Raw genomic sequence first — 26,591 nt, 5'->3', positions numbered from 1 at the left:
CCTGCTAATTTCATCATTTGTTGTCTGTCTGATTAAGGTGGGGTAGCAGTTTTCTACAATCTAGCCTTTTTAGGGAAAAGGAGACTATTATGGAAAAAACATTGCAAATTCAAGAAATCGTAAAGCACTTGGACGATTATCTCCCCGGACAGTTTTTAAATGACGAATTGCGTCCAAACCATCTGACACAAGTTGAATATCAAAACGTTAAATTAAGTACGGATCCTAATTTGTTAGCGGAAACTATGTTTATTGCTATCTCGAATGAGCGCAGAGACTATGTGAATCGAAAACCCGTTAATTGGACCGACGGTAACGCGCAAATTCAAGGAATGGAACAATCATTAGGTTTAATCGTAACCGAAACGCCAATCGAAAGTGCGCGCCACACCACACCACAGTTTATCGTTGAAAATAGTTGGACGTTTATGCTTGAATTCGCCAAGCTGCTGCGCGCTGACTTCCAAAAACCCGTCATCGCCATTACCGGTTCCGTCGGGAAAACCACTACTAGAATGCTCCTCACACATGTATTTAGCGACCAAAACGTGCTCGAAAACCGCGGCAATCACAATACCCGCTTCGCAATACCGCTTTACATGGCACAACTCATTCAAAACCCAGATATTCTAAATCTCGAAGTTTCATTAAACGCGCTAAACGGCTTTGACACGGGCTCCATGTCGAAACTCATCAAGCCGAACATCGTCATCATCACGTCAATTGGCGAGGCGCACCTAAGTTCGATGAAAGACACGAAAACCATCGCACTGTATAAAGCTAAAGTGTTGGAAGGGGCTAATGAAGATACGGTCGTCATTTTGAACGCAGATATTGGCAAAGAAGAACGCGAAATTCTATTAAACAAAGCGAAAAAATATACGAATCGTGTATTGACATACTCGGCGAGGAACAATGCGGCGGACGTTAGATTGATAAGCGTAAAACATGAAAAGTTTTATGATGAACTGGAAATTGCGTTTTTTGAGGAGAAACTTACATATTGTTTGCCGACTGGTTCGACGGGCCTCATTGAAAACAGTTTGGCGGCGCTACTTGCGTACTGGCAAATTGCTGGCGAAACAAACGGGGCGATTGCTAAAATGGAAACGTTCAAGCCGCTACCAAAAACGATGGAAATGATTCCACTCGCTTTACCAAATGGCGGATTTGCCTATATGGTGGATGATTCGCATAATGCGGCGGTGCCTTCGATGCTGAATGCGATTGATTATTTTAAGTCGCACAAGCAATTTTATCGCGGGAAATCGGTTTTAATCGTTGGACAAATTGCGGATTTAGGGGAGAAAGGTCCTGAAGTGCACGTTAAAATTATGAAGGACGTGCTAGGCAGTGACGCCGATTATATTTTTGGTTATGGCAGCTTGTTTGAAGGTTTGTTTAAACAAAACCAAAATGAGCGAATTCGGTGGTTCAGCAATTTAGTGGACTTGCGAAGCCTCTTGCGCGACATTTTGACGGAAGATAGTTTGCTCGTGTTGAAGGGTTCTGTGACGGGTAGCGATTTCCATAAATTGGGTGGCTTGCTGAAAAGGGAATACCAAAAAAGAGAAGGCTAAAATGCCTTCTCTTCTGTTTTTTGAAGCAAAAACTCGGATAGGATTGGGGCGAATTTTGGGACTTCGGATTGGACTAAAAAGGCGTCGTGTCCGTAGTCGGAATCAATTTCGTGGTAGGAAACTGGGACGCCGGCTGTTTTTAAGAGTTCGAAATCGCGTCTTAGGTCGCGAATGCGGAAAAGCTGGTCGGACGTAATGCCAATTAAAAGGTAAGGCACTTGAATGTGCGTATAAGATGGCGCTGCCCCGTCTTGACTGCGGATGACATCGAACAGGTCAATCGCCTTTGTCAAATAAAGGTAGCTGTTAGCGTCAAAGCGTTCGACAAAGCTGTCACCTTGATATTGTAAATAGGATTCGATTTGGAAATGTTCTTTGGAGAAGGTGTCTTTCGAGCTTTCGTCCACTGTGAAGCGTTCAAAGCGCTGGGAGAAAAGTTCGCTTGTGCGATACGTCATCATGCCAACCATGCGAGCGGTTGCGAGGCCGCCTTCTGGTTGTGTGAGATAGTTGCCATCGTTGAATTCAGGGTCGTTTAAAATCGCCATTCGCTGGATAAGATTAAATCCGATGGCATCAGGGCTTGCCGCAAGTGGTGAGGCGATATTGATGACGGAACTGACGGCGTCCGAGTAGCTCACAGCCCATTCCGTTGCCTGCATGCCGCCCATTGATCCACCAATGACGGCTTTTAATTTTGTGATGCCAAGCGTTTTGATGAGTTCATATTGAACGCGAACGATATCTTTTACACTAAAACGTGGGAATGATAGGCGATACTGTGCGCCTGTGTCTGGATTGACGGACGAAGGGCCTGTCGAGCCGCTACAGCCGCCAAATACGTTCGTGCAAATAATAAAATAGCGCTTTGTGTCGAGTGCTTTTCCTGGGCCAATGTAATCGTCCCACCAGCCTGGTGCGTCAGTTTCGTGATGCTTCGCCGCATGGGCGGTTCCGGTAAGTGCATGTTCAAGCAAAATCACATTCGTTTTATCATCATTTAGTGTTCCGTAGGTTTCATAACCGATTTCAATCGGCTGAAGTCTTGCTCCGTTTTCCAAAATAAAAGCTTCTTTTTGAAATAATAATTGTTGTTTTAATCCCATTTTTAGACACCCTTTCATGAAGTTGATACGTGCGGAGCGTGCAAAAAACCCCTCCTAGCAAAAAATAAGCCAGAAGGGGTAGATATGTAAGAACGACTACCGACTTATCTTTCAGAATTAACTGCTGGAATTAGCACCGTGATCATTTGTCCGGTTGCTAAGGCTTCATCGGGCCAGTCCCTCCGCCTTTCTTGATAAGAAAACATATGAAATTAAGTTTAATCATAAGCGTGTTCAGACAATTTGTCAAGCAGGCGGAAAAGTTGTTTTTCTGTTTTTTAGGCTGATAAAATGGAGTAGGGGTGCTGGAAATGAAATTTAAGATTGTTAAACGAAAAATTCACGATATTCCAGTTTTGGAAATTACGAGTAAGACGAGCGTAGACAAGCCGCTACCTTTAGCGATTTATTATCATGGCTGGCAGACAAGCAAAGAACTCGTTTTAACACAGGGGAGAAAGCTAGCGAGTCGAGGGTTCAGGGTGTGCCTTCCGGACGCGCCAAACCACGGTGAGCGCCACCAAACTGTGTCCTCGGTCATTTCCTTAACATTTTGGAACAGCATTCAAGGAAATTTAGCAGAATACGAATTTATTCGCGACCATTATTTGGCGCAAAGTCTCACGACAGAAATTTTTGTCGGCGGCGTTTCGATGGGCGGCATTACCACGTGCGCGCTCCTAACGCATCACCCTGAAATCAAGGCAGCAGCTTGCATCATGGGCGAACCAAGCCCACTCAGTTTTCGCGCCCGCACCATTAGCCGGGCTAGTGAACGCCAAATTAAACTCCCGAGTGATTATGCGGATTTACTCGCTTGGCAAGAAAACTACGATTTGGATAGAAAGCCAGAAACCTTAGCGGGACGCCCGCTTTATATTTGGCATGGCACAGAAGACTGGAAAATCCCAATTGAAACCGTAAAAAACTTCGTCAAAAAAAATGCACCTAAGCCATACGGCGCAAATATTAAATTTGAAATTGGAGAAGGCGAAGGACATCTCGTTCAAATCGCCATTATGGATAAAGTGGCTGATTTTTTAGGCGGGGTCATAAAAGTTCAAAATGAAAAGAAATCATGAAAATCGTGAATTAAATTACACATAAAAAGTATAATTTTATATCTCTTTGTGACAAATATGTAAATTAAACTTAAATAGGTTTACACTTACGTAAAACGTGGTAAACTTATCTAGTGTTTACATAAATCATTAGGGAGGCAAAAAATGAAAACTTTTACTCGAATTTTATTACTAATTGCAGGAATTGCTATGATTGGCTTGGGAGTTTGGTTAATGTTCCACCCGCTTGTATCGCTATTAACATTTAGTTTTACAATTGCGTTTGTACTTCTAGTTTCAGGTATTTTTCATATTATTTCCTACTTTTCAAATCGCAAAGCGCAACATGTTTCTGGCTGGGTGCTAGCAGAAGGGATTTTATCTACTTTACTAGGTATCTTCCTACTATTTGACCAAATCGAAGGTGCTGCAACACTTGTACTTGTTTTTGCAATGTGGGTACTTTTTGCAGGTATTATGCGTACAATTGGCGCATTTGCTGCGAAACAAAACAACGTTCAAGGTTGGGGCTGGATTTTAACAATGGGTATTATCGGTATTCTTGTCGGTTTTATCGCGTTGTTCAACCCAGTAGTAAGCCTAGTTGGGATTGTATTTATTACAGGTACATTCTTTATTGTTGAAGGAATTGGCGCAATTTCTACTTTCTTCATCATGGGTAAAATGGATAAATAATTTCGAATACAAGGCGGTTGAGTATAGCTCAATCGCTTTTTTTGTGCACTCAAATGAAATGTTTTGAAAGAAAGTGATTGATTTTGACGGGAATAGATGTTATGATAACGGTGAACGGAGGGAATGAAATGTTAAATGCTGAGCGGAAAGAGAAAATTTTAGACATGCTGGAAAGCCTTGGTGTTGTAAAACTTTCAGAACTTGTAGCTAGTTTGAATTCATCTGAATCAACTATTAGGCGCGATTTGATTGAAATGGAAGAAGATGGATTACTAGAACGCGTACACGGCGGGGCGAAACTTTTGAAGCAACACAATTTGGAGCCAAGTATGGATGAGAAAACATTCAAACACGTTCATAGTAAGCAACAGATTGCAAAACGGGCAGCGGAGCTTGTTGCAGAAAATGATTGTATTTATTTAGACGCAGGTTCTACAACTATCGAAATGATTCCCTTTTTAGCAGATAAAAAAATTACGGTTGTGACGAATGGTTTAGGTCATGTTGAGCGGCTCGTCAATTTGCAGGTGGATGCTTATTTACTCGGTGGCAAAATGAAAGTGCATACAAAAGCCGTTGTTGGTGCGGTGGCGCTTGATAACATTGGAAACTATCATTTCGATAAGGTGTTCATTGGAGCGAATGCGATTCATCATGAATTTGGTTTTATGACGCCGGATACAGAAGAGGCGTTTTTAAAGCGCAAGGCGAGTCAGCTCGCAGACGAAGTTTTCGTCGTAGCGGATCACTCAAAATTTGCGCAAGCAAACTTCGCGAAAATGTTCGAATTAAACGGTGCGACGCTCATAACGGATTACGTGCCGGTCAATAAAGCGGAGAGTTTTAGTCAAAAATTAAAAGTAATTGAGGTGGGGAAATGATTTATACGATTACGTTAAATCCGTCGATTGATTATATTGTGGAAGTGGCTGACTTGAAAATTGGCGATTTAAACCGAATGAAACGCGATTATAAGCTGCCTGGCGGGAAAGGGATTAATGTTTCTCGGGTTTTAAATCAACTCGGTGTGAAAACGATTTCAAGTGGATTTTTAGGCGGTTTCACGGGTCGCTTCATCGCAGAATGGCTGACAAAAGAAGGCATTGCAACTGATTTTGCGGATATTGCCGATGATACGCGAATTAATATTAAATTGAAGGCTGGGGACGAAACGGAAATTAACGGCCTTGGTCCTGACATTACAGAGGCGGAAGTGGCAGCGTTTTTTGCGCAACTTGAAAAGGTGCAAGCAAATGATGTGGTTATTTTATCGGGCAGTGTACCGCCGTCGCTTGGCGCGAATTTTTATGACCGCATCATTCAGTTGTGCCTAAAAAAAGGCGCCGAGTTTATGATTGATACGACAGGCGCCGAACTGCTTCGAGCACTTTCAAAAAAACCAATTTTAATTAAGCCGAATCATCACGAGTTGGCAGAATTATTCGGCGTACATTTCGAATCAAAAGAAGATTTAATCCCGTATGGTAAAAAGTGTCTTGAACTTGGTGCAAAACATGTTATCGTATCGATGGCAGGCGACGGGGCGCTACTTTTCACGGGCGATGATGTGTATTTTGCCGAACCGATTAAAGGGCAAGTGAAAAATTCTGTAGGTGCCGGGGATTCCATGATTGCGGGGTTTGTTGGAACTTTTGCAGAAACAGGGGATCCAGTACGCGCGTTTCAATTTGGCGTAGCAACAGGAACAGCGACAGCCTTTTCAACGGATTTGGCGACAGCAGACTTCATTCAAGAAATTTTGCCACAAGTTAATTTAGATAAAATGGAGGGGACGAAATGAAAATAACAGATTTGCTCAGTAAAGATGTCATGATCATGTCGCTTAAGGCGACGACGAAAGAAGCGGCCATTGATGAGATGATTGATTCTCTAAAGCGTAACGGCAAAATAAACGATGCTGCTTTATTCAAAAAAGAAATTATGAAGCGGGAAGCTGAGAGCTCAACGGGAATTGGCGAAGGCATTGCGATGCCGCATGCGAAAACGAAAGCCGTTAATACACCCACTGTTGTTTTTGCTAAAAGTGAGGCTGGACTTGATTACGAGTCATTAGACGGTGCGCCAGCTCATTTATTTTTCATGATTGCAGCGCCTGATGGGGCGAATGAAACCCACCTTGAAACGTTAGCAGCACTTTCTCGCTTGCTCGTACATCCTGATTTTGTGGCGCATTTGAAACAAGCGAAAACACCAGATGAAGTTACCGAATTGTTTGACGCGAAGCAAAATGAATCAGAAGCTGCGCCTGTCGAAACGGCTTCCGGCGACCAATTTGTCGTGGCAGTGACGGCTTGCCCAACTGGAATTGCGCATACGTATATGGCGGAAGATGCGTTGAAAAATAAAGCGCAAGAAATGGGCATTTCGATTCGCGTAGAAACAAATGGCTCTGAAGGCGTGAAACACCGTCTAACGGCCGACGAAATCAAACGTGCAGCGGGCGTAATTGTGGCCGCCGATAAAAATGTTGAAATGGCACGCTTTGACGGCAAACACGTTCTTGAAACACCAGTGAGCGACGGGATTCGTAAGCCAGAAGAATTAATTAATCGGGCTTTAAAACAAGATGCGCCAGTGTTTCATGCCGATCATGTGAAAAATGAAGAGGAGTCTTCGGAAAAAGTTTCCATCGGCAGTAAAATTTATAAAGATTTAATGAACGGAATTTCGCATATGCTACCATTTGTAGTCGGTGGCGGGATTTTAATGGCGATTTCCTTCCTAATCGAACAATTATATCCAGATAGCGCAGTTTACCAAATGCTAACTGCTATTTCAGATGGTAAAACAGGTGCCTTCGTATTCTTAATTCCAATTTTGGCAGGTTTTATCGCAAGCAGTATCGCTGATCGCCCCGGCTTAATGCCCGGTATGGTCGGTGGTTTGCTAGCCGCAACATCAGGCGCTGGTTTCCTTGGCGGCTTAGCGGCAGGTTTTCTTGCAGGGTACATCGTTCTTGGACTGAAAAAAGTGTTCGCGGGCATGCCTCGTTCGCTTGACGGCTTAAAACCCATCTTGCTTTATCCGGTATTCGGATTGCTCATTACAGGCGGCTTAATGTACTTCATCATCGATCCAATTTTCAAAGTCATCAACGATTTCCTGACAACGCAACTTAACGGCCTAGGCACAGCCAATGCGGCTGTCCTCGGACTTGTTCTCGGCGGTATGATGGCCATTGATATGGGTGGCCCGTTCAACAAAGCTGCATATACATTTGCAATTGGCGTATTCACTTCAACGGGTGACGGCGCATTTATGGCAGCCGTTATGGCGGGCGGTATGGTGCCACCTTTAGCCATTGCTTTAGCTACAACGCTATTTAGAAATAAATTTACCGAACAAGAAAAACAAGCCGGTCTTACAAACTACATTTTAGGACTTTCCTTTATTACAGAAGGGGCGATTCCATTTGCTGCGGCCGATCCACTTCGAGTCATTACATCTTCCGTCATAGGTTCAGCTATTGCTGGGGCGCTCACGCAAATTTGGGCAGTCGACGTTCCAGCCCCACACGGCGGTATTTTCGTAGCACCACTGGCGAACAAACCGATTCTCTTTATCATCGCCATTTTAATTGGTATGGTCATCTCTGGACTCATTTACGGATTTTGGAAGAAGCCGAAGCAAAACTAAAATTGAAAATGGTTAAGCTGACACACACGTGTGTCAGCTTTTTTGTGTTCAATACAATTTTTCATCACAAGGAAAGAAAGCGCTTTATTTAAAATTGGGATAGAATTACAATTTTATGTAAGGGTTATCATTTACTATTAAAGTATGAGGAGGGGAGTAGATGGAACAAGGAAGTAAGGATTTAATCATCTATCTTTTAACACATGAAAATACGGAGCTATTAGCGGTTGCTAGGCGTTTTCGAATTTCAGAAGATGAACTTTTAGATTGGATTTCAAAAATCAACCATCTACTAAAACAAGAAAAAATTTTTATTCATGAAAGCACGATTCGCTTGACGGAAAAAGGTCGCGAAGAATGCTATCGCCTTTTAACTGCCGAGGAGGAAATGTTGTTCACGTATTATGAAGTAAAACTAAGACGGCAACTTATTTTAATTCAACTTCTGATGGAACCGCGTTTTTTGTCCCTTAAAGCGCTGGCAGATTATGTGTATGTTAGCAAAAATACCGTTTTAAATGACGTCAAATGGATTCGCAACCATTTAAATGAAAGGCGGATTCATTTGGAATATTCTCGCAAGGAAGGCTATGCGGTAAATGGGGCGGAGTTTTTGATTCGAAGCAAGCTTGCTGAACTTTTGCGGGAGGTCATTAAAATACCATACGGGAAATTTGTGCTTGACGAAAAAAATTTAATTACTGTCAGTGAAACTTTTCTTTTGAAAAAAAGGCTTGAAAGTGTGGAGAAAAGACTGCAAGTGACATTTACAGACGAGCAAATGGAGGAGCTACCGTATATTTTAGTTGGCACCATTAAGCGTGCGGAAGTTTTACGTGCGGATTGGTCTTTTCAACTTAAGAAATATGATCTTAAAAATACCAAGGAATACCCGGTTATTAAAGAAATGTTTTGGGGGTATGATTTTTTATCCGAGGCGGATTATTTATACCTTGCTCTGCAAGTTTTGGCGTCTAGTTTGCTCGAATCCGTCCTTTATTTTTCAGAGAGCGATGAAATTGCCGACGCGACAACGGAATTTATTCAGCAATTAGAAATTTATTTTGCGACTGAGTTTGCGCATAAAGCGGAGTTTAAGGAAAAGGTGATGCTGCATGTTCGCCCGGCGGTGTACCGCAATTTGCTTGGCTTTCAAATTGTGAATCCACTGGCTGAGCAATTTAAGACGGAATATTTGCCGACTTTTCAAATTGTGAAAAAAGCGGCTGCGCCGTTTGAACGCCTAGTAGGGCACGCCTGGTCGGAAGAAGAAATTGTGTTTTTATCGATGATTGTGCTCGCTTGGATGTATCAAGAAGAGGAGTCTGCCGAACCTGTTTTTTCAGCCGCTGTTTTATGCCAAAGCGGGACATCGATTTCAAAACTATTGATTGAGAACTTAAAAATGATGTTTCCGACCATTGATTTTAAAGGGGCCTACGCCGTTAGACAACTTCCGGAAGTGGAAGGAAATCTTGATTTTATTTTTACGACGGTTCCCGTGCAGAGTCAGGCGACGGTTTTTGTTGTGCCGCCCATTTTAGGGAAGCTGGAACGAAAAAAACTGCGCAGGCAATTGGAACAGGCAATTTTGCTTGATGAGGGTATGCGAACGAAAGAACTTATGGCGATGCTAAAAGAAGCCATTCCATCTGAAAAACGCCCGTTTGTCGAGCAGCAATTGAATCAGTTCTTTATGAAAAAGCCGCAAATTGAAAAGGCGCCGAAAGAAATGGTCATTTTTGAGGAACAAATTAGCTTTTTAGAGGATGCAACGTGGGAATCGATTGTGGAGGAAGCTTTTGAGCCGCTGTTAAAACGGGGGTCTGTGACTTGGCAGTACGTTGAAAAATGCCGCGCCCATTTTTATGACCACTATGAAACGATGATGATTGGGCCGAATATTTATTTGCCACATGCATCACCAGGCGACGGTGTTTTAAATGCGGATATCCAAATTGTTCGTCTGAAAACACCTGTTGAAACGCCGTGTGGAAGCGAAGTGGATATTGTGGTTGCTCTTGCGCCGTCTGAAAAAAATCGCCATATTTCACTTCTCTTAAAACTAAACGAACTCTTTTTAGACGAAAAAAAACGGCGGCTAGTACTCTCGGCAGAAAACCAAAATGAATTATACGAAATGATTGATAGGGGGTGAAGTGTTGGAGTATGCCAGTTTATTTCAAGAAAAAAACACCCTGATGGGGCAAATTGCGACAGATCAGCAAAACTTTTTTAGTCTTGCCGCAACGATTTTGGAAGACGGAGATTTTGTGGAGCGCTCTTTTTTTCGAGCGATTGTCGAACGGGAAAAGGTTTTTCCGACTGGCCTTGAGATGAATGACATTCGAATTGCCATTCCGCATACAGATGTTTGTCACGTCAAGAAGCCATTTGTTTTTGTGAGCAAATTGGAACATGCCATTCCATTTGTACAGATGGGAACAACGGATAAAGTGATTGATGTTCAGATGATTTTTATTTTAGGGATTCGAGAGCCACAAAATCAAGTGCCTCTTTTGGCTAAAATTATGGAAAAGTTTGGCGAGGAAAATTTTTCTAAGAGGTTACAAAATCTGCACGATAAGCAAGACATGGTGGCCTTTTTAAAAAAACAATTTGGAGGTTTTGAACAATGAAAAAAGTGATTGTAGCATGCGGTTCTGGTGTAGCGACGAGTCAAACGGTAGCGTCGAAAGTCGACCGAATTTTAAAAGAAAAGGGTGTATCTGCGGTTGTGGAAGCGGTGGATATTAAGTCGCTCGAACAGCACATTAGAACGAGCGATGTGTATATCGCGATTACAAAAGCAAATAAATCGTTTGATATTCCAACTTTAAATGGCATTGCCTTTTTAACAGGAATGGGCATGGAAGAAGAAACAACGAAACTGCTAGCCGCCTTAAAATAAAAAAATCAATAGGGAGCGTGAGGTAATGGAATCCTTACAAAGTGTTGTACAGTTTGTTTTAAATTTAGGAGCCGCTGTTTTTGTTCCAGCTTTAATGATCATTATTGGTCTAATTGTCCGCATGAAAGTGCGCGATGCTTTTAGCGCCGGTATTATTTTAGGTGTAGCTTTCCTTGGTATGAACATTGTGATTGGCTTTATGATTGAAGCGCTAACGCCTGCCGCACAGGCGCTTGCTGAGCGGACGGGTATTGGGCTGACGATTTTAGATGGCGGTTGGACTTCAATGGCTACCCTTGCGTGGGCATGGCCGCTTGCTTTTCTCATGTTTCCGGTTCAGCTCGGAATCAATGCGCTGATGCTCGTTTTCAATCGAACTAAAACGTTAAACGTCGATTTATGGAACGTATGGGGCAAAATTTTAACGGCCGTTCTAGTTTACGGCGTAACGCAAAATTATTATCTGGCCTTTTTAGTTGCTGGTATTCAAATTGTCGTTGAGCTTCTACTTAGCGACGCGAACCAACGACAAATTCAAGAATTAAACGGGATTCCGGGCGTTACAGTATCACACGGAATGATGATTTTCTGCGTATTCTTGATGCCGTTTGATTGGCTACTAAAGAAAATTCCTTTTTTACGAAAAGATATGGACGCAAATGCGTTAAAAGAAAAAATTGGTATTTTTGCAGAAAATCATGTGATGGGTTTTATTATCGGTGGTTTGCTCGGTCTTGCTGCTGGCTATGATATTCCGAAAATTTTAATGCTCGCGATGCAAGCCGCGGCGGCATTAACGTTATTCCCAATGGTGGCTAAGCTCTTTATGCAAGCTTTATCACCGCTTTCAGATGGCATTTCTGAGTTTATGAAAAGGAAGTTTAAAAACCGCGAATTGTTTATCGGGCTGGACTGGCCCATTCTAGCTGGTTGTAGTGAAGTTTGGGTGGCCGTTGTCATCATGGTTCCTGTGACGCTACTCTTTTCGTTCATCTTACCTGGAAACGGCGTGCTACCATTTGCTGGCATCTTAAACATTTCCTTATGCGCCCCGGCGCTTGTTGTGACAGGCGGCAATTTGCTCCGCATGACCATTTTAGGGGTTATTACAACGCCAGTATTTTTATACGTTGCGACGTTTTTCGCAGACACCATTACGAAGCTGGCCAATTCAACGGGCGCGATTTCTTTAAAGGCAGGACAGGAAATTACGTGGAGCACACTTGAGTATCCTGTATTTCGATTTATTGCGGCGGAGGCGACAAAACCGAGTGTGATAGGCCTAGTTTTACTTGTAGGTTGGCTCGTTCTGCTAGTTTTCTACTTGAAAGTCATGAAAAAACGTACACAAAAGTTTGAAGAGGCGGACGCGCAATGATTTATACGATTACGCTAAACCCCGCAATTGATCGGCTCCTTTTTATTCGCGAGGAGCTAGAAAAACGCAAAACGAACCGAGTCGTTCACACGGAATTTGATTGCGGCGGAAAAGGGCTTCACGTTTCACATGTGCTAAGCCAATATGAAATTCCAAACGTAGCGCTCGGCTTTATCGGCGAACAAAATCAAGCACAGCTTTTTGATATTTTAAAGAAACGCGCGATTTCGCATCACTTTTTTGTCGAGCCTGATGTGGCTACACGTGAATGCTTTGTCGTGATTAGCGAAACAACGAGCGGAAGCACGATGATGCCGGAAGCGGGTTTTACTGTCAGCGAGAAAAACAAGGAAAATCTGCTTCATTTCATCAAAGAAAACGTCAAAAAAAGCGACTATGTCGTGATTGCAGGCTCACCGCCGCCAGGTTATGCGCTAGCCGATTTTAAAACTTTATTTTCTACGGTGAAAAAAACAGGCGCTTTCCTCGCGTGCGATTTATCTGGTGAATTTTTGCTCTATGCCGCTAAAAATGGCGTGGATTTCTTAAAACCGAATGAAGAAGAAGTGAAAATCTTAGTACATCAGTCAAATGATGATTTGCTTCAAAATATTCGCGTATTGATGGGGAAAATTCGCTATTTCGTCGTTTCGCTTGGGAAAAAAGGATCATATGTGGCTTATAACGGTAAGGTTTATCGCGTTTTGGCACCGCAAGTTAGTGAAAAAAGTGATACAGGAGCAGGCGATGCTTTCGTCGGTGGCTTTATTGCTGGGTTGTCAGCTAACTTGACGATTGAAAATGTGATTCGTCGCGCTTCAAGTGTCGCCGCTAGCAAAGTGCAGTATATGGATAGCGCCACTTTTAGTGTGGAAGAAGCCGCTCATTTAAGTAAAAAAATTTCAATTATCGAAGTGGAGGAAATGTAATGTTATATGAAAAAGAGCGTAAAGATTTAGCGAAAATTGTGAAAACCATGTTTGATCGCTTTGAAACGAACGCAGCTGGAGGAAATGTTTCGGTTAAAATGAATGATGAGCATATTATTATGACGCCCACTTTGATGAGCCAAGCCAGATTATGCCAATTATCACCATATGAAATTTTAGTTGTTGATCAAAATAACGAGGTGGTAGAAGGCGACGGCCGAGTCACGCGCGAAATTAATCTACATCGTGCTTGTTACAACGAAAATCCAGCAATTGGGTGTGTATTACATGCTCACCCAAAAGAATCCATGCTGTTTGCAACGCTCGGAGTAGATTTACCAAATTTAACAGAAGCGACGCAAAAAATCGGCCGGATTCCAACACTCGAATTTGCCCCCGCGACAAGTAAGGAACTGGCAGAAATCGTAAGGCAGCATGTTGCTGACTTAGGCGAAAAGGCGGTTCCTAGCGCAAGTTTACTGAACAAACATGGCATCGTCGTACTTGAAAGCTCTTTGCATAAAGCATACGATTTATTGGAGCGTATTGAATATAATGCATACGTCGCGCAAAAAGCTATGGTGTTTGATGCGCTGAATATCCACAGCCTAACAGAAGAAAAAGAACTCAATTACAATTTGGAGGAATAAATATGGCAATCAATTTTGGTGTTTTTATTAGCGCGCTCCTCTTTTTAGTGGCCACAATTTTCCAATCGATGCTACTCATGTTTCTCGCGCTTATTTCAGCTATTGTCACGCAAAGAATTTACCGAAAAAAATATCCAAAGACAAACAAAAGTTGGCGAGAATTAATCGCTGAAAAACATCAAAAGGATTAAGTAGAAAAGGCAAAATGGGCGAATCCTATTTTGCTTTTTTTACCCGTATTTGTTAAAATAAAATAAATTTGATGGAAATGGAGGGATAAAGATGCGAAAATTAAAAATGAATCAGCAAATAAGAATTGAAGTAGCAAAATGTACCTTTAGCCCGCTGCATTTCCATTGTGTCCGGTAATAAAGGTTGACTTCAGTTCGCTTATGAACTGGAGTTTTTTATTTTGAAAGGGTGATTAAAATGACAAAGAGAATTAGAAAAAACAACTAACACCCAAGAGAAACACGTTTCTCTTGGCGAAATTTTAAGAGAAAACGAGGAAAAGAAATGTTAACAATTAAAGGAAAATATAACGAAGCCATTTGTTATACAGAACAAGTGGACGATGCAACAATCGGTCAAATTATGACCCTTTGCAATTTAGAGTTTTTAAAGAAAAGTAAAATCCGCATTATGCCAGATACGCATGCTGGAACGGGGTGCGTCATTGGGACAACGATGACCCTTCAAGATAAAGTCGTGCCTAATTTGGTTGGCGTGGACATTGGTTGCGGCTTGCATGTTGTCAAACTGAAACAAAATGTTAAATTGGATTTTGATAAGCTTGATAAAACCATTCGGAATCGCATTCCAAATGGGAGCGGGACGCATGATTTACCAGTAGCCGCCTTCAATTTGGACGAAGTTTCGGCGCCCATTCGCCGTGGTTATGCGGCGAGAAGTCTCGGCACACTAGGCGGAGGAAATCATTTCATTGAAGTGAACAAAGGAAAAGATGGCATTTATCTCGTGATTCATAGTGGGAGTCGTGTTTTAGGAAAAGATATCGCGGAGTATCATCAGGAAGTCGCCTATGAGAGCTTGAGCCTTGTGCGCAAACAATTAAAGATTGCCGCAAAAAAACAGCCAGAGCTTATGGCTGAACGAGAAAAACTAAAATTACCGTACGAACTCTCTTTTTTAGAAAAAGAAAAATTAGCGGCTTATTTGGCGGATATGCACATTGCACAACAATTTGCCGCACGCAACCGCTTTTTGATGGCCGAGGTGATCCTAAAAGCAATGAAGTGGAGCAAACATGTCGTCTCCCGCTTTGACTGCCCGCACAATTACATCGATTTAGAACAAAATATGTTGCGCAAAGGCGCAACTTCCGCACAGGCGGGTGAACAAATTATCGTTCCGCTCAACATGCGCGATGGGAGCATTCTTGCTGTCGGAAAAGGCAACCCCAATTGGAATTCATCAGCGCCCCACGGAGCAGGTCGCCTTTTAAGCCGAACGAAAGCAAAAGAAAGCATCACGCTGGAAAGCTACCAACGCGCAATGAAAGGCATCTTCACAACTTCCGTTTCTAAAAAAACATTAGATGAAGCCCCAAAAGCCTACAAATCTGCCAAACAACTCGAAAAAGACGTTGTGGACACGATGGATATTCAAGAAATCATTCGCCCGCTGTATAATTTCAAAGCATAAAAAAGCAAGGCTGTTTTCAGCCTTGCTTTTTTGCGTAACCTGAAAAATAAAAGTCATTTTCATAGGTTTTTTTTCTCACAGCGGAAATGGTTTTCGTTATCTTGAAAAAGTATTGTGAAATAAATGGTAAATTCATATACTTGAGGCAGGAATGGAAGGAGGAGTCGTAAATTGAATAAGAAAAAAACGACCTACAATCAACACCCTACTTTTAAGGTAAAAGGGGATTTCATAACTTGGACGGGATTTGTTGCCATTTTTAACGAGCTTTCGAGTGCTGTGAAGCAGTGTGCCAAACAGAAAACCGTACTCGTTATTGAAGCATATCCAGGTGTGCGCATTGAAAATTTGAAGCTAGCTTTAGAGCACCATTTTAAAGATGCGAACCTTTTCTTTGCGGATGAGTTTGCTCTAAGTGGTGCTGAAATTCGCGAGAAATTCGCGATGCTAATTACAGAAGACCGCGTATTCGGCCGAATGTCCACGCTCAAATTGGACGACTACTTTAAACAAGAACGGCTGACAGAACTAAAGCATAAAGTTGCCGCATCAACCGGTTTAACCATTGTTTTTGGAACGGGCGCTAGTTTAGCCGCTCAAGCGGACATTACCGTTTATATGGACGTCGCCCGCTTTGAAATCCAGCAAAGAATGCGCGCAAATGAAATCGGCAATTGGAACGATACGCTTGTAGACGAAGACATTTTACGGAAGTATAAGCGAGGTTTTTTCTTAGACTGGCGTGCAGCAGACCGTCAAAAGGTAGCGCTATTTAATCGAATCGACTACTATTTAGACGATAATATTTTAGACCAACCGAAAATGTTGAAATGGTCTGATTACTGTCTTGGTCTTGAGCAGATGCTCCGTGGTCCGTTTCGTTTCGTCCCGTATTTTGACCCGGGCGTTTGGGGTGGTTACTGGATGAAAGATAAACTCGGCATTCAACATGAAAGCGAAAAACTGGCATGGGCATTTGATGGCGTTGCGGAGGAGAACAGCTTGTATTTGCAATTTGGCGACATGCGCTTAGAAACGCCAGCGCTAAATGCGGTGCTGAAATACCCGCTACCGCTCCTTGGCGAGCTCGTTTTTAATCGTTTTGGTGCGGAACTGCCAATTCGCTTCGATTTTCTAGACACGATGGGCGGCGGCAACCTGAGCTTGCAAGTTCACCCAGATAAAGAGTATATAAAAAAACAATTTGGCATGGACTACACCCAAGAAGAAAGCTACTATTTGCTAGACGCAGAAGAAGATGCCGTTGTTTATTTAGGTTTAAAGGAAGGTGTGGAAAAAGACGAATTGCTAGCATCGCTCCGCAAAGCCCAAGACGGCGAAACCGAATTCGATGCCACGAAATACGTGAATACTTTTCCTGCTAAAAAGCATGACCATTTTCTAATCCCCTCCGGCACCATTCACTGTTCAGGAGCCGGCTCAATGGTCCTTGAGGTCAGTTTGTCCGCCTATATTTTCACGTTCAAACTTTGGGACTGGGGACGACTCGGCCTAGACGGCAAACCGCGCCCAGTGCACATTGAACACGGAGAAAAAGTAATAAATGAGGAACGTTCTGGAGAGTGGGTGAGCGACCATTTAGTGAACCACTTTGAGCTCATTCAAGAAAACCCTAAAAAAGAGCGGACAGGTTTATATAAAACGCAACAAATTGTGACAGAGCGAGATTGGTTTACGGATTTTGTTGACTACGACAACGCTGAAAAAACAGTAAACATGTTGAACTTAGTGGAAGGGGATAAAGTGGTGATTGAAAGCGTCGAACAAGCTTTTGAACCGTTTGAAGTCAATTATGTCGAAACCTTTGTCATTCCAGCACAAGTTGAAAAATTTAGAATTAGAAATATTGGTGAGAGCGAAAAAGTCGCTATTTTGCGGGCGCGAATCCAGTAGTGATAAACCAGACTGATAGAGCGTGTATCGGTCTGGTATTTTTTTCTGGTATAGTCCGTTTTTTTCGTCAATCGAAAACCATTTTCGGAATTCCTGTAACCGCTTGCACGCTTATGTGCCTATACTTATAATGAAATAGTAAAATGTAAGGCGATAAACAATTCGAAAAATTGCTTATCTAGTAAGAACGAAATCGGAAAACTAATAATATTTTCAATTTAACAAAAAGGAGGGTTTAGGATGAAAAAATTTATATCAATTAGTTGTATAGTTGCGGTCCTAATGCTTTTAGCAAGTTGTGGGGAAGGAAGTTCTGCTAGTTCAAAAGTTGAATTTTATACGGATAAAGGCGGCGAAAATGTTGGAATTCTAAATTCAATGTCAGATAAAATTGAGGATGATGGGGGCGTCGGCTATAAAACAGTCGGTTACACCGAAGTAACGGCTTATGAAACAGCCGTCCAACAATCGCTTGATAGCGATAAAGCTCCGGGTTTGTTCACTTGGTGGAGTGGAGATAAACTGAAAAAATTAGTGGATAACGATTTAGTTGTGGATTTATCGAAAGAATGGAAAGATTACTATGAAAAAGAAGGTGTCAATCCGGGCTTGGCCGATGCGTTCACAATCGATGGAAAAGTTTATGCGGCACCATTTAGTGTCTTGTATAACGGAATTTTGTATAACAAAGCGGTTTTTGATAAATATGATTTAAAAGAGCCAGAAACGTGGGAAGAATTTATCCAAGTTTGTGATACGTTAAAAGAGAACAATGTGGACCCAATCGGTTTGAAAAATGACCCGTGGGCAAGCTTCTTATGGTTCCAAACCTTAATTGCGAGCTATAACCCAGACTTATATGTCGGCTTAACAAACGGGGAAATCAAATATACAGACCCTGAAATGAAAAAAGTAATGAAAATCTGGCAAAGTATGATTAAAAAAGGGTATTTCGGTGAACCAGTTGATCCACCTTCACAAGCGAAAATGTTTTCGACTGGCGAGAGCGCAATGATGTACGAGCCAACCGTCACATCTACAACGCTTAAAAAAGAATACCAAATGGAACCAGGAAAAGACTTTGATGTGTTTGTTGCACCTTCCATGAAAGCTGATCAGAAAAAAGTAATATTCTTTGAAGCGTCCCCAATTGTCGTTTCAAAAAATAGTAAACAAAGTGCAGATGCTAAAAAAGTATTACAAAGTTTTTATAAGAAAGATGTTCAGCAAATTTTCGTTGACGAAGCAGGAATCATTAATACGAGCAATACAAAATCAGACGACCCAGTAAACGGCGATTTTGTTAAAGAAGCAGCGGATACGGAGAAATATTCTGTCATGGTACGTTACTATGAAGCGACCCCAATTGAAATCGTGAATGTAGCGACAGATGAATTATGGAAGTTCTTCTATAATCCGACTGATAAAATGATAGACGAGACGCTAAACACCATTCAACAAACAGCAGACAGCGTATTTAAATAAAAGAGTAGCGCAAAAGGTGAGCAGACTGATGACAAATCGTAAAGAAGTTCGTCATTTGTCATCAGTCTGATTGTGATGATGTATCGCTTTTTGCAAATGATTTTACTAGAAGGGTGTGGTTTCTTATGAGTCTAGAAGCAAGGCCAAAACGCCGAGAGCTGAAGACATATTTATACATTGCGCCGGCAGTCATTTTCGTATTTTGCTTTTGTATTTTATCAATTATTTTTACGTTGTTTATTAGTTTCACAAATTGGAGCGGCTTAGGCAGTTTCGAATTTGTAGGCTTTAGCAATTATATTGCCGTTTTTCAAGATAAAAATTTCCTATTATCTTGTATTAATACCTTAGTTTGGGTTGCTGCAGGGCTCATCATTCCTGTAGTATTACCACTTCTTTTTGCCATTGCAATCACGAAAAGTTCTTTTTCAACGATATTTAAAAACTTGTTTTATTTTCCGAATGCCGTTTCAGGCGTTATCGTTGGCCTCATCATGACGAGTTTATTGTCGATGTACGGCCTGCCGCAACTACTTGGGATGCTGGGATTCGAAAATTTGGATAAAAACTGGTTGAATATTCCTTATGTGAATACGGGCGTGATGATAGTAGCTGGAATTTGGCAAGGAATTGGTATGAACATGCTGCTTTTTATTATTGGCTTAGTTAACATGCCAACGGAACCAATTGAGGCGGCCAAAATCGAAGGCGCTTCGGGACTTGGCTTATACACGAAAATAATTTTGCCTTTATTAAAACCAACGATTGTGGTTGTTGTGTTGATGTCGCTTGTGAATAGTTTTAAAACGTTTGATAGTATTTGGATTATGACTGGTGGTGGGCCGTACCGGACTTCGGAAACGTTAGCGGTAACTATGTATAAAGAATCGTTCTCAAATAATCATTTGGGCATGGGTTCGGCTATCGCCATTATGTTATCAGTGATTATTCTAATCATTTCCATTTTCTACTTAAGAAAAACATTCACGAAAGAAGGAGGGAATTAAGAATGGTAAATGCAAAAGGTTCAGGAGTCGGGCGATGGGTCATTAATATCATTCTTATTTTACTGGCGATCATTTGGATTTTTCCATTTCTTTATGTGATTGTGAATGCGGTAAAAAGTTCGACTGAGTATAGTGTGGGGAATTTTTGGGACTTGCCGCAGTCATTTTCTGTGGCTGAAAACTGGGAATATTTAACGCAACAAATTCAGCTTGGATCTGGCTTTATCAACAGTATGATTTACGGTATGCTTGGTGGGGGACTTGGGATTTTGATGGCGGCTCTAGCTGCTTACGCGATTGAAACGCTGAAAATTAAGCACGGTTTGCTGTGGTTTTTTGTCATTTACAGCGGAACAATTTTTCCATTCCAAGTTTATTTAATTCCGATTTTTAAAGCCTATAATAAAGTAGGTTTATATGATACGCGGACGGGCATGATTTTAATTTATGCTGCGCTCATTATTCCGTTTAGCGTGTTTGTTTTGCGGAACTTCTTGATGGGCGTATCTAAAGAAATGCTTGAGAGCGCTCGAATTGACGGTGCATCTGATTTTTACATTTTTAGAAAAATTTATATGCCAATGGCTCGTGCACCGCTTGCGGCTGTATTTTTATTCCAATTCACATGGATTTGGAGCGACTTGCTGTTTGGGATGACCTTGACGAAATCAGAAACGGCGCGACCTGTTATGGCGGCAGTATCGCTGCTTGGCGGCTCGACCATACAAAAGGTGCCACCAATTTTACTCGCAGCCATTATCGTTTCGATTCCAACCATCATTTTATTTGTTTTATCACATCGAAATTTAGAAAAAGGTTTTATTGTGACTACAAAATAAGGAGTGTTAAGGAAAATGACGTTATCAAAAAAATGGAAGTTGTATTTGTTGCACCATTCGCACACGGATATTGGCTACACAGAGCGGCAGGAGAAGCTAAAACGATATCATGTTGATTTTATCCAACAAGCAATTGATATTTTAAAAGAGATTGAAGACGGCAAACGCCCCGAGTGGGAGGGATTCCGTTGGGTATGTGAAAACTACTGGCAAGTGGAAAATTTCCTAGCGAATAGCAGTCCGGAAAATATTGCGAGTTTCGAGCGTTACGTTCAAGCTGGGCTGATTGACATTTCGCTAAACTATTTAAACATGACAGAATTAGTAGATAATGATGTCTTAAATCATACGCTCGCAAAGGGACGAAGCTATGCAGATCGTTTAGCCGTACCGCTAGACTCTGCGATGACGGCCGACATTAATGGCTACGCATGGGGCTATGCGGACGCCTTAGCACATAACGGGATTGAAAATTTATTCGCCTGCATTCACACGCACCACGGCATGTTCCCGCTTGGCAGAAAGCATAACGGTTTTTGGTGGGAAGGCCCGAGCGGCGAACGGGTTCTCGCATGGGTATCCGACCATTACCATATGGGAAATGAACTTTGCCTCGTGCCGAATCACGGCATCACTTACTTACTAGAAGACCGCTTTAATGAAAAAGCAGCAGTAGCTGACTTCAAAATTGCCGAAGAACGCATTTTTAATTACATTGCGAACTTGGATAGCGATGCTGAATATGAATACGATTTCGTTCCTATTATGATTTCTGGTATGAGTACCGATAACGGAGCGCCAAACGGTCAGATTTTAGAGCGAGTAAAAGCTTGGAACGATTTGCACGGCGATGAAATTCAAATTGAAATGATTACGCTCAATCACTTTTTTGAAATTCTGCGTGAACAAATAAATGAACTGCCTGTTTACCGCGGTGACTGGAACGACTGGTGGGCGGACGGCATAGGTTCAACCCCTGCGGTTGTCAAACATTATAAAGATGCGCAGCGTAAATATCATATTGGGAAACAGTTATCGCCTGAATTAACAATCGAAAATAAAGCATACATGGACGAAGTCGAATATGAACTCGCTTTATACGCGGAACACACATGGGGGTATTCTTCTTCTGTGACCGAGCCGTGGGAAACATTAGTAAACGATTTAGATTTCAGAAAATCAGCTTATGCAATTCGCGCCAACCAATTAGCGTCGCTCAAATTAGATGAAATTTTAGCCGAAAAAGGAGAAGTGACAATTCGTCCAGACCGCGAGAAGCTATTTAAAGTCATTAATCCACTTGGTATAGCGCGGACAGATAGCGTATGTTTGTATATTGAGCACTGGGAAGATGTTGAAGGAGTCGGAGTCGACCTGTTACTCCAAAATATGGAAGTTGTCGATGAAAAAACGGGGCAAGTGTTACCTACGCAGATTCGAGAAATTGCGCGCGCAAAAGAAATAGAAGTAGTCCTTGCGTTAGAAGCCTTTGAAGAACGCATTTTACGCATTCGCCCTAAAAAAGAATTGCAAAAAGAAAATTATCGCTATTTAGCTGTCGATAAAATTAAAGATGTGGTCTATGATGGCTTTCAATCGGGCCTAAGAGTAAATGAGCATCAGCTTGAAACAAATTATTATGCCATGACTTTTGATGAAACAAAAGGAATTGTTTCGCTAGTAGACAAGCGCGACGGAAGTTCTTTACTCAGAGAGAATTTAGTTCATGCGCCGTTTGTTGGGATATACGAGCGTACAGAAACAAAACCAGATGCTTGGGAAGTTCGCCATACAATGGGACGGAACCGAAAAAAAGTGGGAACAAAGCGTTACGTGTCAGAGTTAAGCAACATTCAAATTACTGAAGCCGGCGATGTGAGTGCGACAGTCGTATTCACATACAATTTGGTCGGCACGCAAATGTATGAAATTCATCTAAAAGTGTACCGCGATTCACCAAAAATTGATGTTACGCTACGCTTGCACAAAGACAGTGTTTGGGACCCAGAAAACTTATACATCTCGTTCCCTTTTACAACAGGTGAGAGCGAAGAGCTTTATTTGGATAAAACGGGTTGCTTGATGCGGCCTGGTATTGATCAGCTACCGCAAACGAATCAAGAGTTTTATTTAGTGCAAGAAGGAGCGGCATACGTGGGGGAAAATAAATCGCTTGTTTTGGCGGTCAAAGATACACCACTTCTTGTGCTCGGCAATCTGGAACATCACTTGATTGAATTGTCTGGCCAAAGTGAAACAACAAATAATGGTGAGCCACTTTACGTTTGGGCAATGAACAATTTTTGGGAAACCAATTTTAAAGTAGATTTAGCTGGCTTTTACGAATTCCGCTACACAATTGCTACGCTGGAAACGAATGAGGCAGCGCCTGCAATTGAAACGTGCAAAGCTTACAATCAAGGATTTTTATCGATGTACATTTAGAATAGGAGTGCGAGCGTAATGTATCGAATTGGTATCGACATTGGGGCGACAAATATGCGCGCGGGATTATTTGATGCTAACGTGCTAGTTGCGCGCTTGGAAATGAAAACAGAAGCGGAACTTGGTGCCAAGCAAGCGCTTATAAAATTAGTGGAGCTGGTTCGGCTTGTTGATCCGAAACAATTGGCTGTTGGGATTGGCATTGGTGCGCCGGGGCCGTTAGATGCGCAAGCGGGAATTATTCTTGATGCACCAAATTTACCGGGTTGGAACGGTTTCCATCTTAAAGATGAACTTTCGGACCATGTGGGAAAACCCGTTTTTCTCATGAATGATGCAAAAGTGGCAGCACTTGCGGAAGCGAAAGTGGGCGCAGGTCTTGGGTACGGGAGCGTGCAATTTATAACGGTGAGCACGGGTGTTGGCGGGGGCTTCGTTTATCAGGGCGAAGTCTTTGCTGGCGGGCACGAGCACGCATCGGAAGTTGGCAATATGATTGTGAATGTGAGTGATGAGCAAGCGACATTGGAGTCGGTTTGTAGCGGCACGGCATTACTACGAGAAAGTAAACAGTTATTTGGGACTAGTAAAACGGCGGCAGATTTGTTGCGCTTTTCCGAGAACAATAATCCAGAGGCGAATCAAGTGGTGGATAGGTGGGTGCATCATTTCGCGGCGGCGATTACATCGATTATTCAAGTGATTGATCCTGAAGTTTTTGTTCTTGGCGGGGCAGTTATTCTTCATAACCCGTGGCTAGTTGAACGAGTGACGGAGGCTGTTAGGGCGCAAGTTTACCAATCGATGCAAGACAAAATAAATATAAAGGTCGCTTCTTTGGGGGAAGATGCGGGACTTTACGGGGCGGCAATGCTTGTTACATGAAGGGAATGAGAAAATGAAAAATGAAGATGTGTTAAATGAAACGAGTCAAGATATTGAATTTATGGGCGATGAAACGTATTTTCGATTACGGAAAATTACAGATGATATTGCCAAACAAGCGGCTAGAGATAATTCGGAGCTCGCGAAAATTATTGATAACATGGTGACACAAGTTCTTGAAAACAATCCGTTATCCGAGAAGTTGCAGCGCATGTTTCGGAAGTGTATGTTAAATACGATTACAACGACGTTAGTGCAAAAACAAGATGACTCTGCGTTCTTGTTTACGGGCGACATTCCGGCGATGTGGTTGCGGGATTCGGGCGGCCAATTGCGTGTCTTCTTGAATTTAGATGACCCAAGTGGAAAATTGTATGACGTGATTGGAGCAGTTATTCGCCAGCAATTTCGTTATATCTTGATTGACCCATACACGAATGCTTTCAATTTTTCTGCGGACGGGAATTGTTGGAGTGCGATTGATAAAAGCGAAAGGAAAAATCCGTGGAGCTGGGAGCGAAAGTATGAATTAGATTCCCTTTGTTTCCCGGTTGAACTGGCGTACTTTTACTGGAAAAAGACGAAACGAAATGATATCTTTGATAATGATTTTTTACAGGCGGTTAAACAGTTAGTTCAAGTGTTTCGTAAAGAACAGCACCACGCGGAAAAATCGGAATACTTTTTTGTGCGTGATAACGGCATTGAACAAGATAGCTTGCCAAATGAAGGGCGCGGCAGGGAAACTTGCTATACAGGCATGATTTGGTCCGCTTTTCGTCCGAGTGATGATGCTTGTGAGTACGGCTATTTAATTCCAGCAAACATGTTTGCGGTCGTGATTCTTGGCTATTTACAGGAAATCTTGAGTGCTTTATACGCAAATGAGGAGGCGCTCCTTGCGGAAATTGCGGCGTTACGCGAGGAAGTTCAGGCGGGGATTTTGAAATACGGAATTGTGAATCATCCGAAGTACGGGGACATATATGCGTATGAGGTGGACGGATTAGGCAATTACAATTGTATGGACGATACGGGCGTGCCAAGTTTGCTATCGCTACCTTATATTAAATATTGCGGGACACATGATACGGTTTATCAAAATACACGTCGTTTTAGTTTATCGACGGATAATCGTTATTATTTTGAAGGAACTGCCGCAAAAGGCTTAGGAAGTCCGCATACGCCTGCTGGTTATGTTTGGCACATGGGTCTTGCGATTCAAGGCTTAACATCAACGGATAAAGAAGAATGTAAGGAACTACTTCGCTTATTTGAAACGACAGATGCGGGTACTGACTTAACGCATGAAGGCTTCCTCGCAAATAATCCAAACGTTTACACGCGAGAATGGTTTTCCTGGTCAAATTCCATTTTTTGTGAGTTTATTTTAAAAGAAAGTGGGAAGTTAAGTATATAGAGGTTTATATATCTCCGTGATTATTTTGAAATAGTCGCGGAGATATTGTTGTATAATGGAGTATATCGAGGAAAAGAGGTTTTTATTGTGAAATCAGGTATCGTACAATTACAAGCGTTAGCGAAGCAATCGATGAGTTCTTATCAAGACATTGCCAAATATATTGTGACAAATGCAGAAGCTGTTAAAACGATGCATATTACACAATTAGCGAATGAATGTTATACGAGTCCGGCTACAATTGTACGTATGTGTAAGAAACTGGGCTACAAAGGGTACACAGATTTCAAGCAGGATCTCGTTTTAAACTTACATAAATGGTTTTTTGAAAAGCAAGAAGTGTACAACCGCGGTTATATTTATCCTAATAAAGCGGCGATTGAAATTGGGGAAGTTATTACAAACCTAACCATTAATGGGATGATTAAAAGTGTCCAATTTTTAGACTCGGAACTTGTGATGGACCTTTCGAAAATTTTATTTGAGGCCGAACGCATTGATTTTTATGGTTGTGGGGTTTCCAATTTAGTGGCGCAAGATTTCTCTTACCGATTTTTGCGTTCGGGAAAAAATACGAGTGCTTTTGCGGATTCACATTTGCAAATTTCGCAAGCTCAACAATCGGATATTGGATGTGTGGCGGTGGGCGTTTCTTATAGCGGCGAAACGAAAGAAGTTATCACAGCACTTGAAATTGCCAAGCAGCTTGGGGCACGGACGATTTCTTTTACAGCAGAAGGTGACAACCGTTTGACGCAAGTCGCGGATTGCAACATTTCCGTGGCGCAAATTGAACATCCAGAAGGTTACGTGGCAGCGGCTTCACGCATTGAAATGCTACACGTCATGGATATTATTTATTCGGTATACGCGAGTACCTATGATGAAACAATTGCGCCTAAAATATCGAAAACAAGACCCTATTTTAAAAAAAGAAATGGCAACCTATGATACAATAAAAAA

At 42.0% G+C, this 26,591-nt stretch carries 23 protein-coding genes and 1 riboswitch; of the genes, 22 read left to right on the top strand and 1 reads right to left on the bottom strand.

The window, feature by feature from the left end; all coding sequences use genetic code 11:
• The first annotated feature begins 89 nt into the window (after positions 1 to 89).
• Complete coding sequence (locus CFS04_RS10100) at positions 90 to 1,580, top strand: Mur ligase family protein (protein ID WP_088810573.1); 1,491 nt, start codon at positions 90 to 92, stop codon at positions 1,578 to 1,580.
• Here the strand turns inward: CFS04_RS10100 and CFS04_RS10095 are convergent.
• Positions 1,577 to 2,686: a homoserine O-acetyltransferase gene (locus CFS04_RS10095; protein WP_088810620.1), complete on the bottom strand. Its 1,110-nt coding sequence runs from the start codon at positions 2,684 to 2,686 to the stop codon at positions 1,577 to 1,579. The two genes, CFS04_RS10100 and CFS04_RS10095, sit on opposite strands and share 4 nt — an antisense overlap.
• A 101-nt stretch (positions 2,687 to 2,787) precedes the next feature.
• A riboswitch (SAM riboswitch) is annotated at positions 2,788 to 2,887 on the bottom strand.
• A 110-nt stretch (positions 2,888 to 2,997) separates the two neighbouring features.
• On the opposite strand from CFS04_RS10095, the gene CFS04_RS10090 reads away from it, so the two are divergent.
• From CFS04_RS10090 to CFS04_RS09990, 21 genes are all read left to right on the top strand, one after another.
• Positions 2,998 to 3,768, top strand: a complete 771-nt coding sequence (locus CFS04_RS10090; RefSeq protein ID WP_088810572.1) for an alpha/beta fold hydrolase — start codon at positions 2,998 to 3,000, stop codon at positions 3,766 to 3,768.
• Between the two features lie 144 nt (positions 3,769 to 3,912).
• The gene (locus CFS04_RS10085) at positions 3,913 to 4,443 is read left to right on the top strand and encodes an HdeD family acid-resistance protein (protein WP_088810571.1); all 531 of its coding nucleotides are present in this window, start codon (positions 3,913 to 3,915) and stop codon (positions 4,441 to 4,443) included.
• Between the two features lie 128 nt (positions 4,444 to 4,571).
• Positions 4,572 to 5,324 carry a DeoR/GlpR family DNA-binding transcription regulator gene (locus tag CFS04_RS10080; RefSeq protein WP_088810570.1) on the top strand — a complete coding sequence of 251 codons (753 nt, stop codon included), beginning with the start codon at positions 4,572 to 4,574 and terminating at the stop codon, positions 5,322 to 5,324.
• Positions 5,321 to 6,244 (top strand): 1-phosphofructokinase, encoded by a 924-nt coding sequence (gene pfkB / locus CFS04_RS10075; RefSeq protein ID WP_088810569.1) that lies wholly within the window; start codon positions 5,321 to 5,323, stop codon positions 6,242 to 6,244. The genes CFS04_RS10080 and pfkB overlap by 4 nt, the downstream gene beginning before the upstream one ends.
• On the top strand, positions 6,241 to 8,100 hold the full coding sequence (locus CFS04_RS10070; protein ID WP_088810568.1) for a fructose-specific PTS transporter subunit EIIC: 1,860 nt from the start codon (positions 6,241 to 6,243) through the stop codon (positions 8,098 to 8,100). The genes pfkB and CFS04_RS10070 overlap by 4 nt, the downstream gene beginning before the upstream one ends.
• A 160-nt stretch (positions 8,101 to 8,260) precedes the next feature.
• On the top strand, positions 8,261 to 10,258 hold the full coding sequence (locus CFS04_RS10065) for a BglG family transcription antiterminator (protein WP_088810567.1): 1,998 nt from the start codon (positions 8,261 to 8,263) through the stop codon (positions 10,256 to 10,258).
• A 4-nt stretch (positions 10,259 to 10,262) separates the two neighbouring features.
• On the top strand, positions 10,263 to 10,739 hold the full coding sequence (locus CFS04_RS10060; protein WP_088810566.1) for a PTS sugar transporter subunit IIA: 477 nt from the start codon (positions 10,263 to 10,265) through the stop codon (positions 10,737 to 10,739).
• Complete coding sequence (locus CFS04_RS10055; RefSeq protein ID WP_088810565.1) at positions 10,736 to 11,011, top strand: PTS sugar transporter subunit IIB; 276 nt, start codon at positions 10,736 to 10,738, stop codon at positions 11,009 to 11,011. Before CFS04_RS10060 ends, CFS04_RS10055 begins: the two co-directional genes overlap by 4 nt.
• Before the next feature lie 25 nt (positions 11,012 to 11,036).
• Positions 11,037 to 12,389, top strand: a complete 1,353-nt coding sequence (locus CFS04_RS10050) for a PTS galactitol transporter subunit IIC (RefSeq protein ID WP_088810564.1) — start codon at positions 11,037 to 11,039, stop codon at positions 12,387 to 12,389.
• Positions 12,386 to 13,318: a 1-phosphofructokinase family hexose kinase gene (locus CFS04_RS10045; protein WP_088810563.1), complete on the top strand. Its 933-nt coding sequence runs from the start codon at positions 12,386 to 12,388 to the stop codon at positions 13,316 to 13,318. Before CFS04_RS10050 ends, CFS04_RS10045 begins: the two co-directional genes overlap by 4 nt.
• The gene (locus tag CFS04_RS10040) at positions 13,318 to 13,968 is read left to right on the top strand and encodes a class II aldolase/adducin family protein (protein ID WP_088810562.1); all 651 of its coding nucleotides are present in this window, start codon (positions 13,318 to 13,320) and stop codon (positions 13,966 to 13,968) included. Before CFS04_RS10045 ends, CFS04_RS10040 begins: the two co-directional genes overlap by 1 nt.
• 2 nt (positions 13,969 to 13,970) lie before the next feature.
• The gene (locus tag CFS04_RS10035; protein WP_088810561.1) at positions 13,971 to 14,159 is read left to right on the top strand and encodes a hypothetical protein; all 189 of its coding nucleotides are present in this window, start codon (positions 13,971 to 13,973) and stop codon (positions 14,157 to 14,159) included.
• 325 nt (positions 14,160 to 14,484) lie between these two features.
• Positions 14,485 to 15,633, top strand: coding sequence for an RtcB family protein (locus tag CFS04_RS10030; protein WP_088810560.1), 1,149 nt, complete (start codon positions 14,485 to 14,487; stop codon positions 15,631 to 15,633).
• Between the two features lie 171 nt (positions 15,634 to 15,804).
• Positions 15,805 to 17,547 (top strand): class I mannose-6-phosphate isomerase, encoded by a 1,743-nt coding sequence (locus CFS04_RS10025; protein WP_088810559.1) that lies wholly within the window; start codon positions 15,805 to 15,807, stop codon positions 17,545 to 17,547.
• 240 nt (positions 17,548 to 17,787) lie between these two features.
• A complete protein-coding gene (locus tag CFS04_RS10020; protein ID WP_088810558.1) occupies positions 17,788 to 19,032 on the top strand; it encodes an ABC transporter substrate-binding protein in 1,245 nt (414 codons plus the stop codon).
• A gap of 125 nt (positions 19,033 to 19,157) precedes the next feature.
• Positions 19,158 to 20,039, top strand: a complete 882-nt coding sequence (locus CFS04_RS10015) for a carbohydrate ABC transporter permease (protein WP_088810557.1) — start codon at positions 19,158 to 19,160, stop codon at positions 20,037 to 20,039.
• A 2-nt stretch (positions 20,040 to 20,041) separates the two neighbouring features.
• Positions 20,042 to 20,878, top strand: a complete 837-nt coding sequence (locus CFS04_RS10010) for a carbohydrate ABC transporter permease (RefSeq protein ID WP_088810556.1) — start codon at positions 20,042 to 20,044, stop codon at positions 20,876 to 20,878.
• 15 nt (positions 20,879 to 20,893) lie between these two features.
• Positions 20,894 to 23,323, top strand: coding sequence for a glycoside hydrolase family 38 C-terminal domain-containing protein (locus tag CFS04_RS10005; protein WP_088810555.1), 2,430 nt, complete (start codon positions 20,894 to 20,896; stop codon positions 23,321 to 23,323).
• An 18-nt stretch (positions 23,324 to 23,341) separates the two neighbouring features.
• A complete protein-coding gene (locus tag CFS04_RS10000) occupies positions 23,342 to 24,208 on the top strand; it encodes an ROK family protein (protein ID WP_088810554.1) in 867 nt (288 codons plus the stop codon).
• A gap of 13 nt (positions 24,209 to 24,221) precedes the next feature.
• Positions 24,222 to 25,628 (top strand): glycoside hydrolase family 125 protein, encoded by a 1,407-nt coding sequence (locus CFS04_RS09995; RefSeq protein WP_369821523.1) that lies wholly within the window; start codon positions 24,222 to 24,224, stop codon positions 25,626 to 25,628.
• An 87-nt stretch (positions 25,629 to 25,715) separates the two neighbouring features.
• Complete coding sequence (locus tag CFS04_RS09990; RefSeq protein ID WP_088810552.1) at positions 25,716 to 26,579, top strand: MurR/RpiR family transcriptional regulator; 864 nt, start codon at positions 25,716 to 25,718, stop codon at positions 26,577 to 26,579.
• The last annotated feature ends 12 nt before the right edge of the window (positions 26,580 to 26,591 follow it).

It is taken from the genome of Listeria sp. ILCC796 (assembly GCF_900186175.1).
Lineage (GTDB): Bacteria > Bacillota > Bacilli > Lactobacillales > Listeriaceae > Listeria > Listeria goaensis.
This window is presented reverse-complemented; position numbering and strand designations above follow the sequence as displayed.

What these genes read in the sequence shown, in the direction of transcription:
- CFS04_RS10100 (WP_088810573.1), top strand. Translation starts at nt 90, where the DNA reads ATGGAAAAAACATTGCAAATTCAAGAAATCGTAAAGCACTTGGACGAT.
- CFS04_RS10095 (WP_088810620.1), bottom strand. Translation starts at nt 2,686, where the DNA reads ATGGGATTAAAACAACAATTATTATTTCAAAAAGAAGCTTTTATTTTG.
- CFS04_RS10090 (WP_088810572.1), top strand. Translation starts at nt 2,998, where the DNA reads ATGAAATTTAAGATTGTTAAACGAAAAATTCACGATATTCCAGTTTTG.
- CFS04_RS10085 (WP_088810571.1), top strand. Translation starts at nt 3,913, where the DNA reads ATGAAAACTTTTACTCGAATTTTATTACTAATTGCAGGAATTGCTATG.
- CFS04_RS10080 (WP_088810570.1), top strand. Translation starts at nt 4,572, where the DNA reads ATGTTAAATGCTGAGCGGAAAGAGAAAATTTTAGACATGCTGGAAAGC.
- pfkB (WP_088810569.1), top strand. Translation starts at nt 5,321, where the DNA reads ATGATTTATACGATTACGTTAAATCCGTCGATTGATTATATTGTGGAA.
- CFS04_RS10070 (WP_088810568.1), top strand. Translation starts at nt 6,241, where the DNA reads ATGAAAATAACAGATTTGCTCAGTAAAGATGTCATGATCATGTCGCTT.
- CFS04_RS10065 (WP_088810567.1), top strand. Translation starts at nt 8,261, where the DNA reads ATGGAACAAGGAAGTAAGGATTTAATCATCTATCTTTTAACACATGAA.
- CFS04_RS10055 (WP_088810565.1), top strand. Translation starts at nt 10,736, where the DNA reads ATGAAAAAAGTGATTGTAGCATGCGGTTCTGGTGTAGCGACGAGTCAA.
- CFS04_RS10050 (WP_088810564.1), top strand. Translation starts at nt 11,037, where the DNA reads ATGGAATCCTTACAAAGTGTTGTACAGTTTGTTTTAAATTTAGGAGCC.
- CFS04_RS10045 (WP_088810563.1), top strand. Translation starts at nt 12,386, where the DNA reads ATGATTTATACGATTACGCTAAACCCCGCAATTGATCGGCTCCTTTTT.
- CFS04_RS10040 (WP_088810562.1), top strand. Translation starts at nt 13,318, where the DNA reads ATGTTATATGAAAAAGAGCGTAAAGATTTAGCGAAAATTGTGAAAACC.
- CFS04_RS10035 (WP_088810561.1), top strand. Translation starts at nt 13,971, where the DNA reads ATGGCAATCAATTTTGGTGTTTTTATTAGCGCGCTCCTCTTTTTAGTG.
- CFS04_RS10030 (WP_088810560.1), top strand. Translation starts at nt 14,485, where the DNA reads ATGTTAACAATTAAAGGAAAATATAACGAAGCCATTTGTTATACAGAA.
- CFS04_RS10020 (WP_088810558.1), top strand. Translation starts at nt 17,788, where the DNA reads ATGAAAAAATTTATATCAATTAGTTGTATAGTTGCGGTCCTAATGCTT.
- CFS04_RS10015 (WP_088810557.1), top strand. Translation starts at nt 19,158, where the DNA reads ATGAGTCTAGAAGCAAGGCCAAAACGCCGAGAGCTGAAGACATATTTA.
- CFS04_RS10010 (WP_088810556.1), top strand. Translation starts at nt 20,042, where the DNA reads ATGGTAAATGCAAAAGGTTCAGGAGTCGGGCGATGGGTCATTAATATC.
- CFS04_RS10005 (WP_088810555.1), top strand. Translation starts at nt 20,894, where the DNA reads ATGACGTTATCAAAAAAATGGAAGTTGTATTTGTTGCACCATTCGCAC.
- CFS04_RS10000 (WP_088810554.1), top strand. Translation starts at nt 23,342, where the DNA reads ATGTATCGAATTGGTATCGACATTGGGGCGACAAATATGCGCGCGGGA.
- CFS04_RS09995 (WP_369821523.1), top strand. Translation starts at nt 24,222, where the DNA reads ATGAAAAATGAAGATGTGTTAAATGAAACGAGTCAAGATATTGAATTT.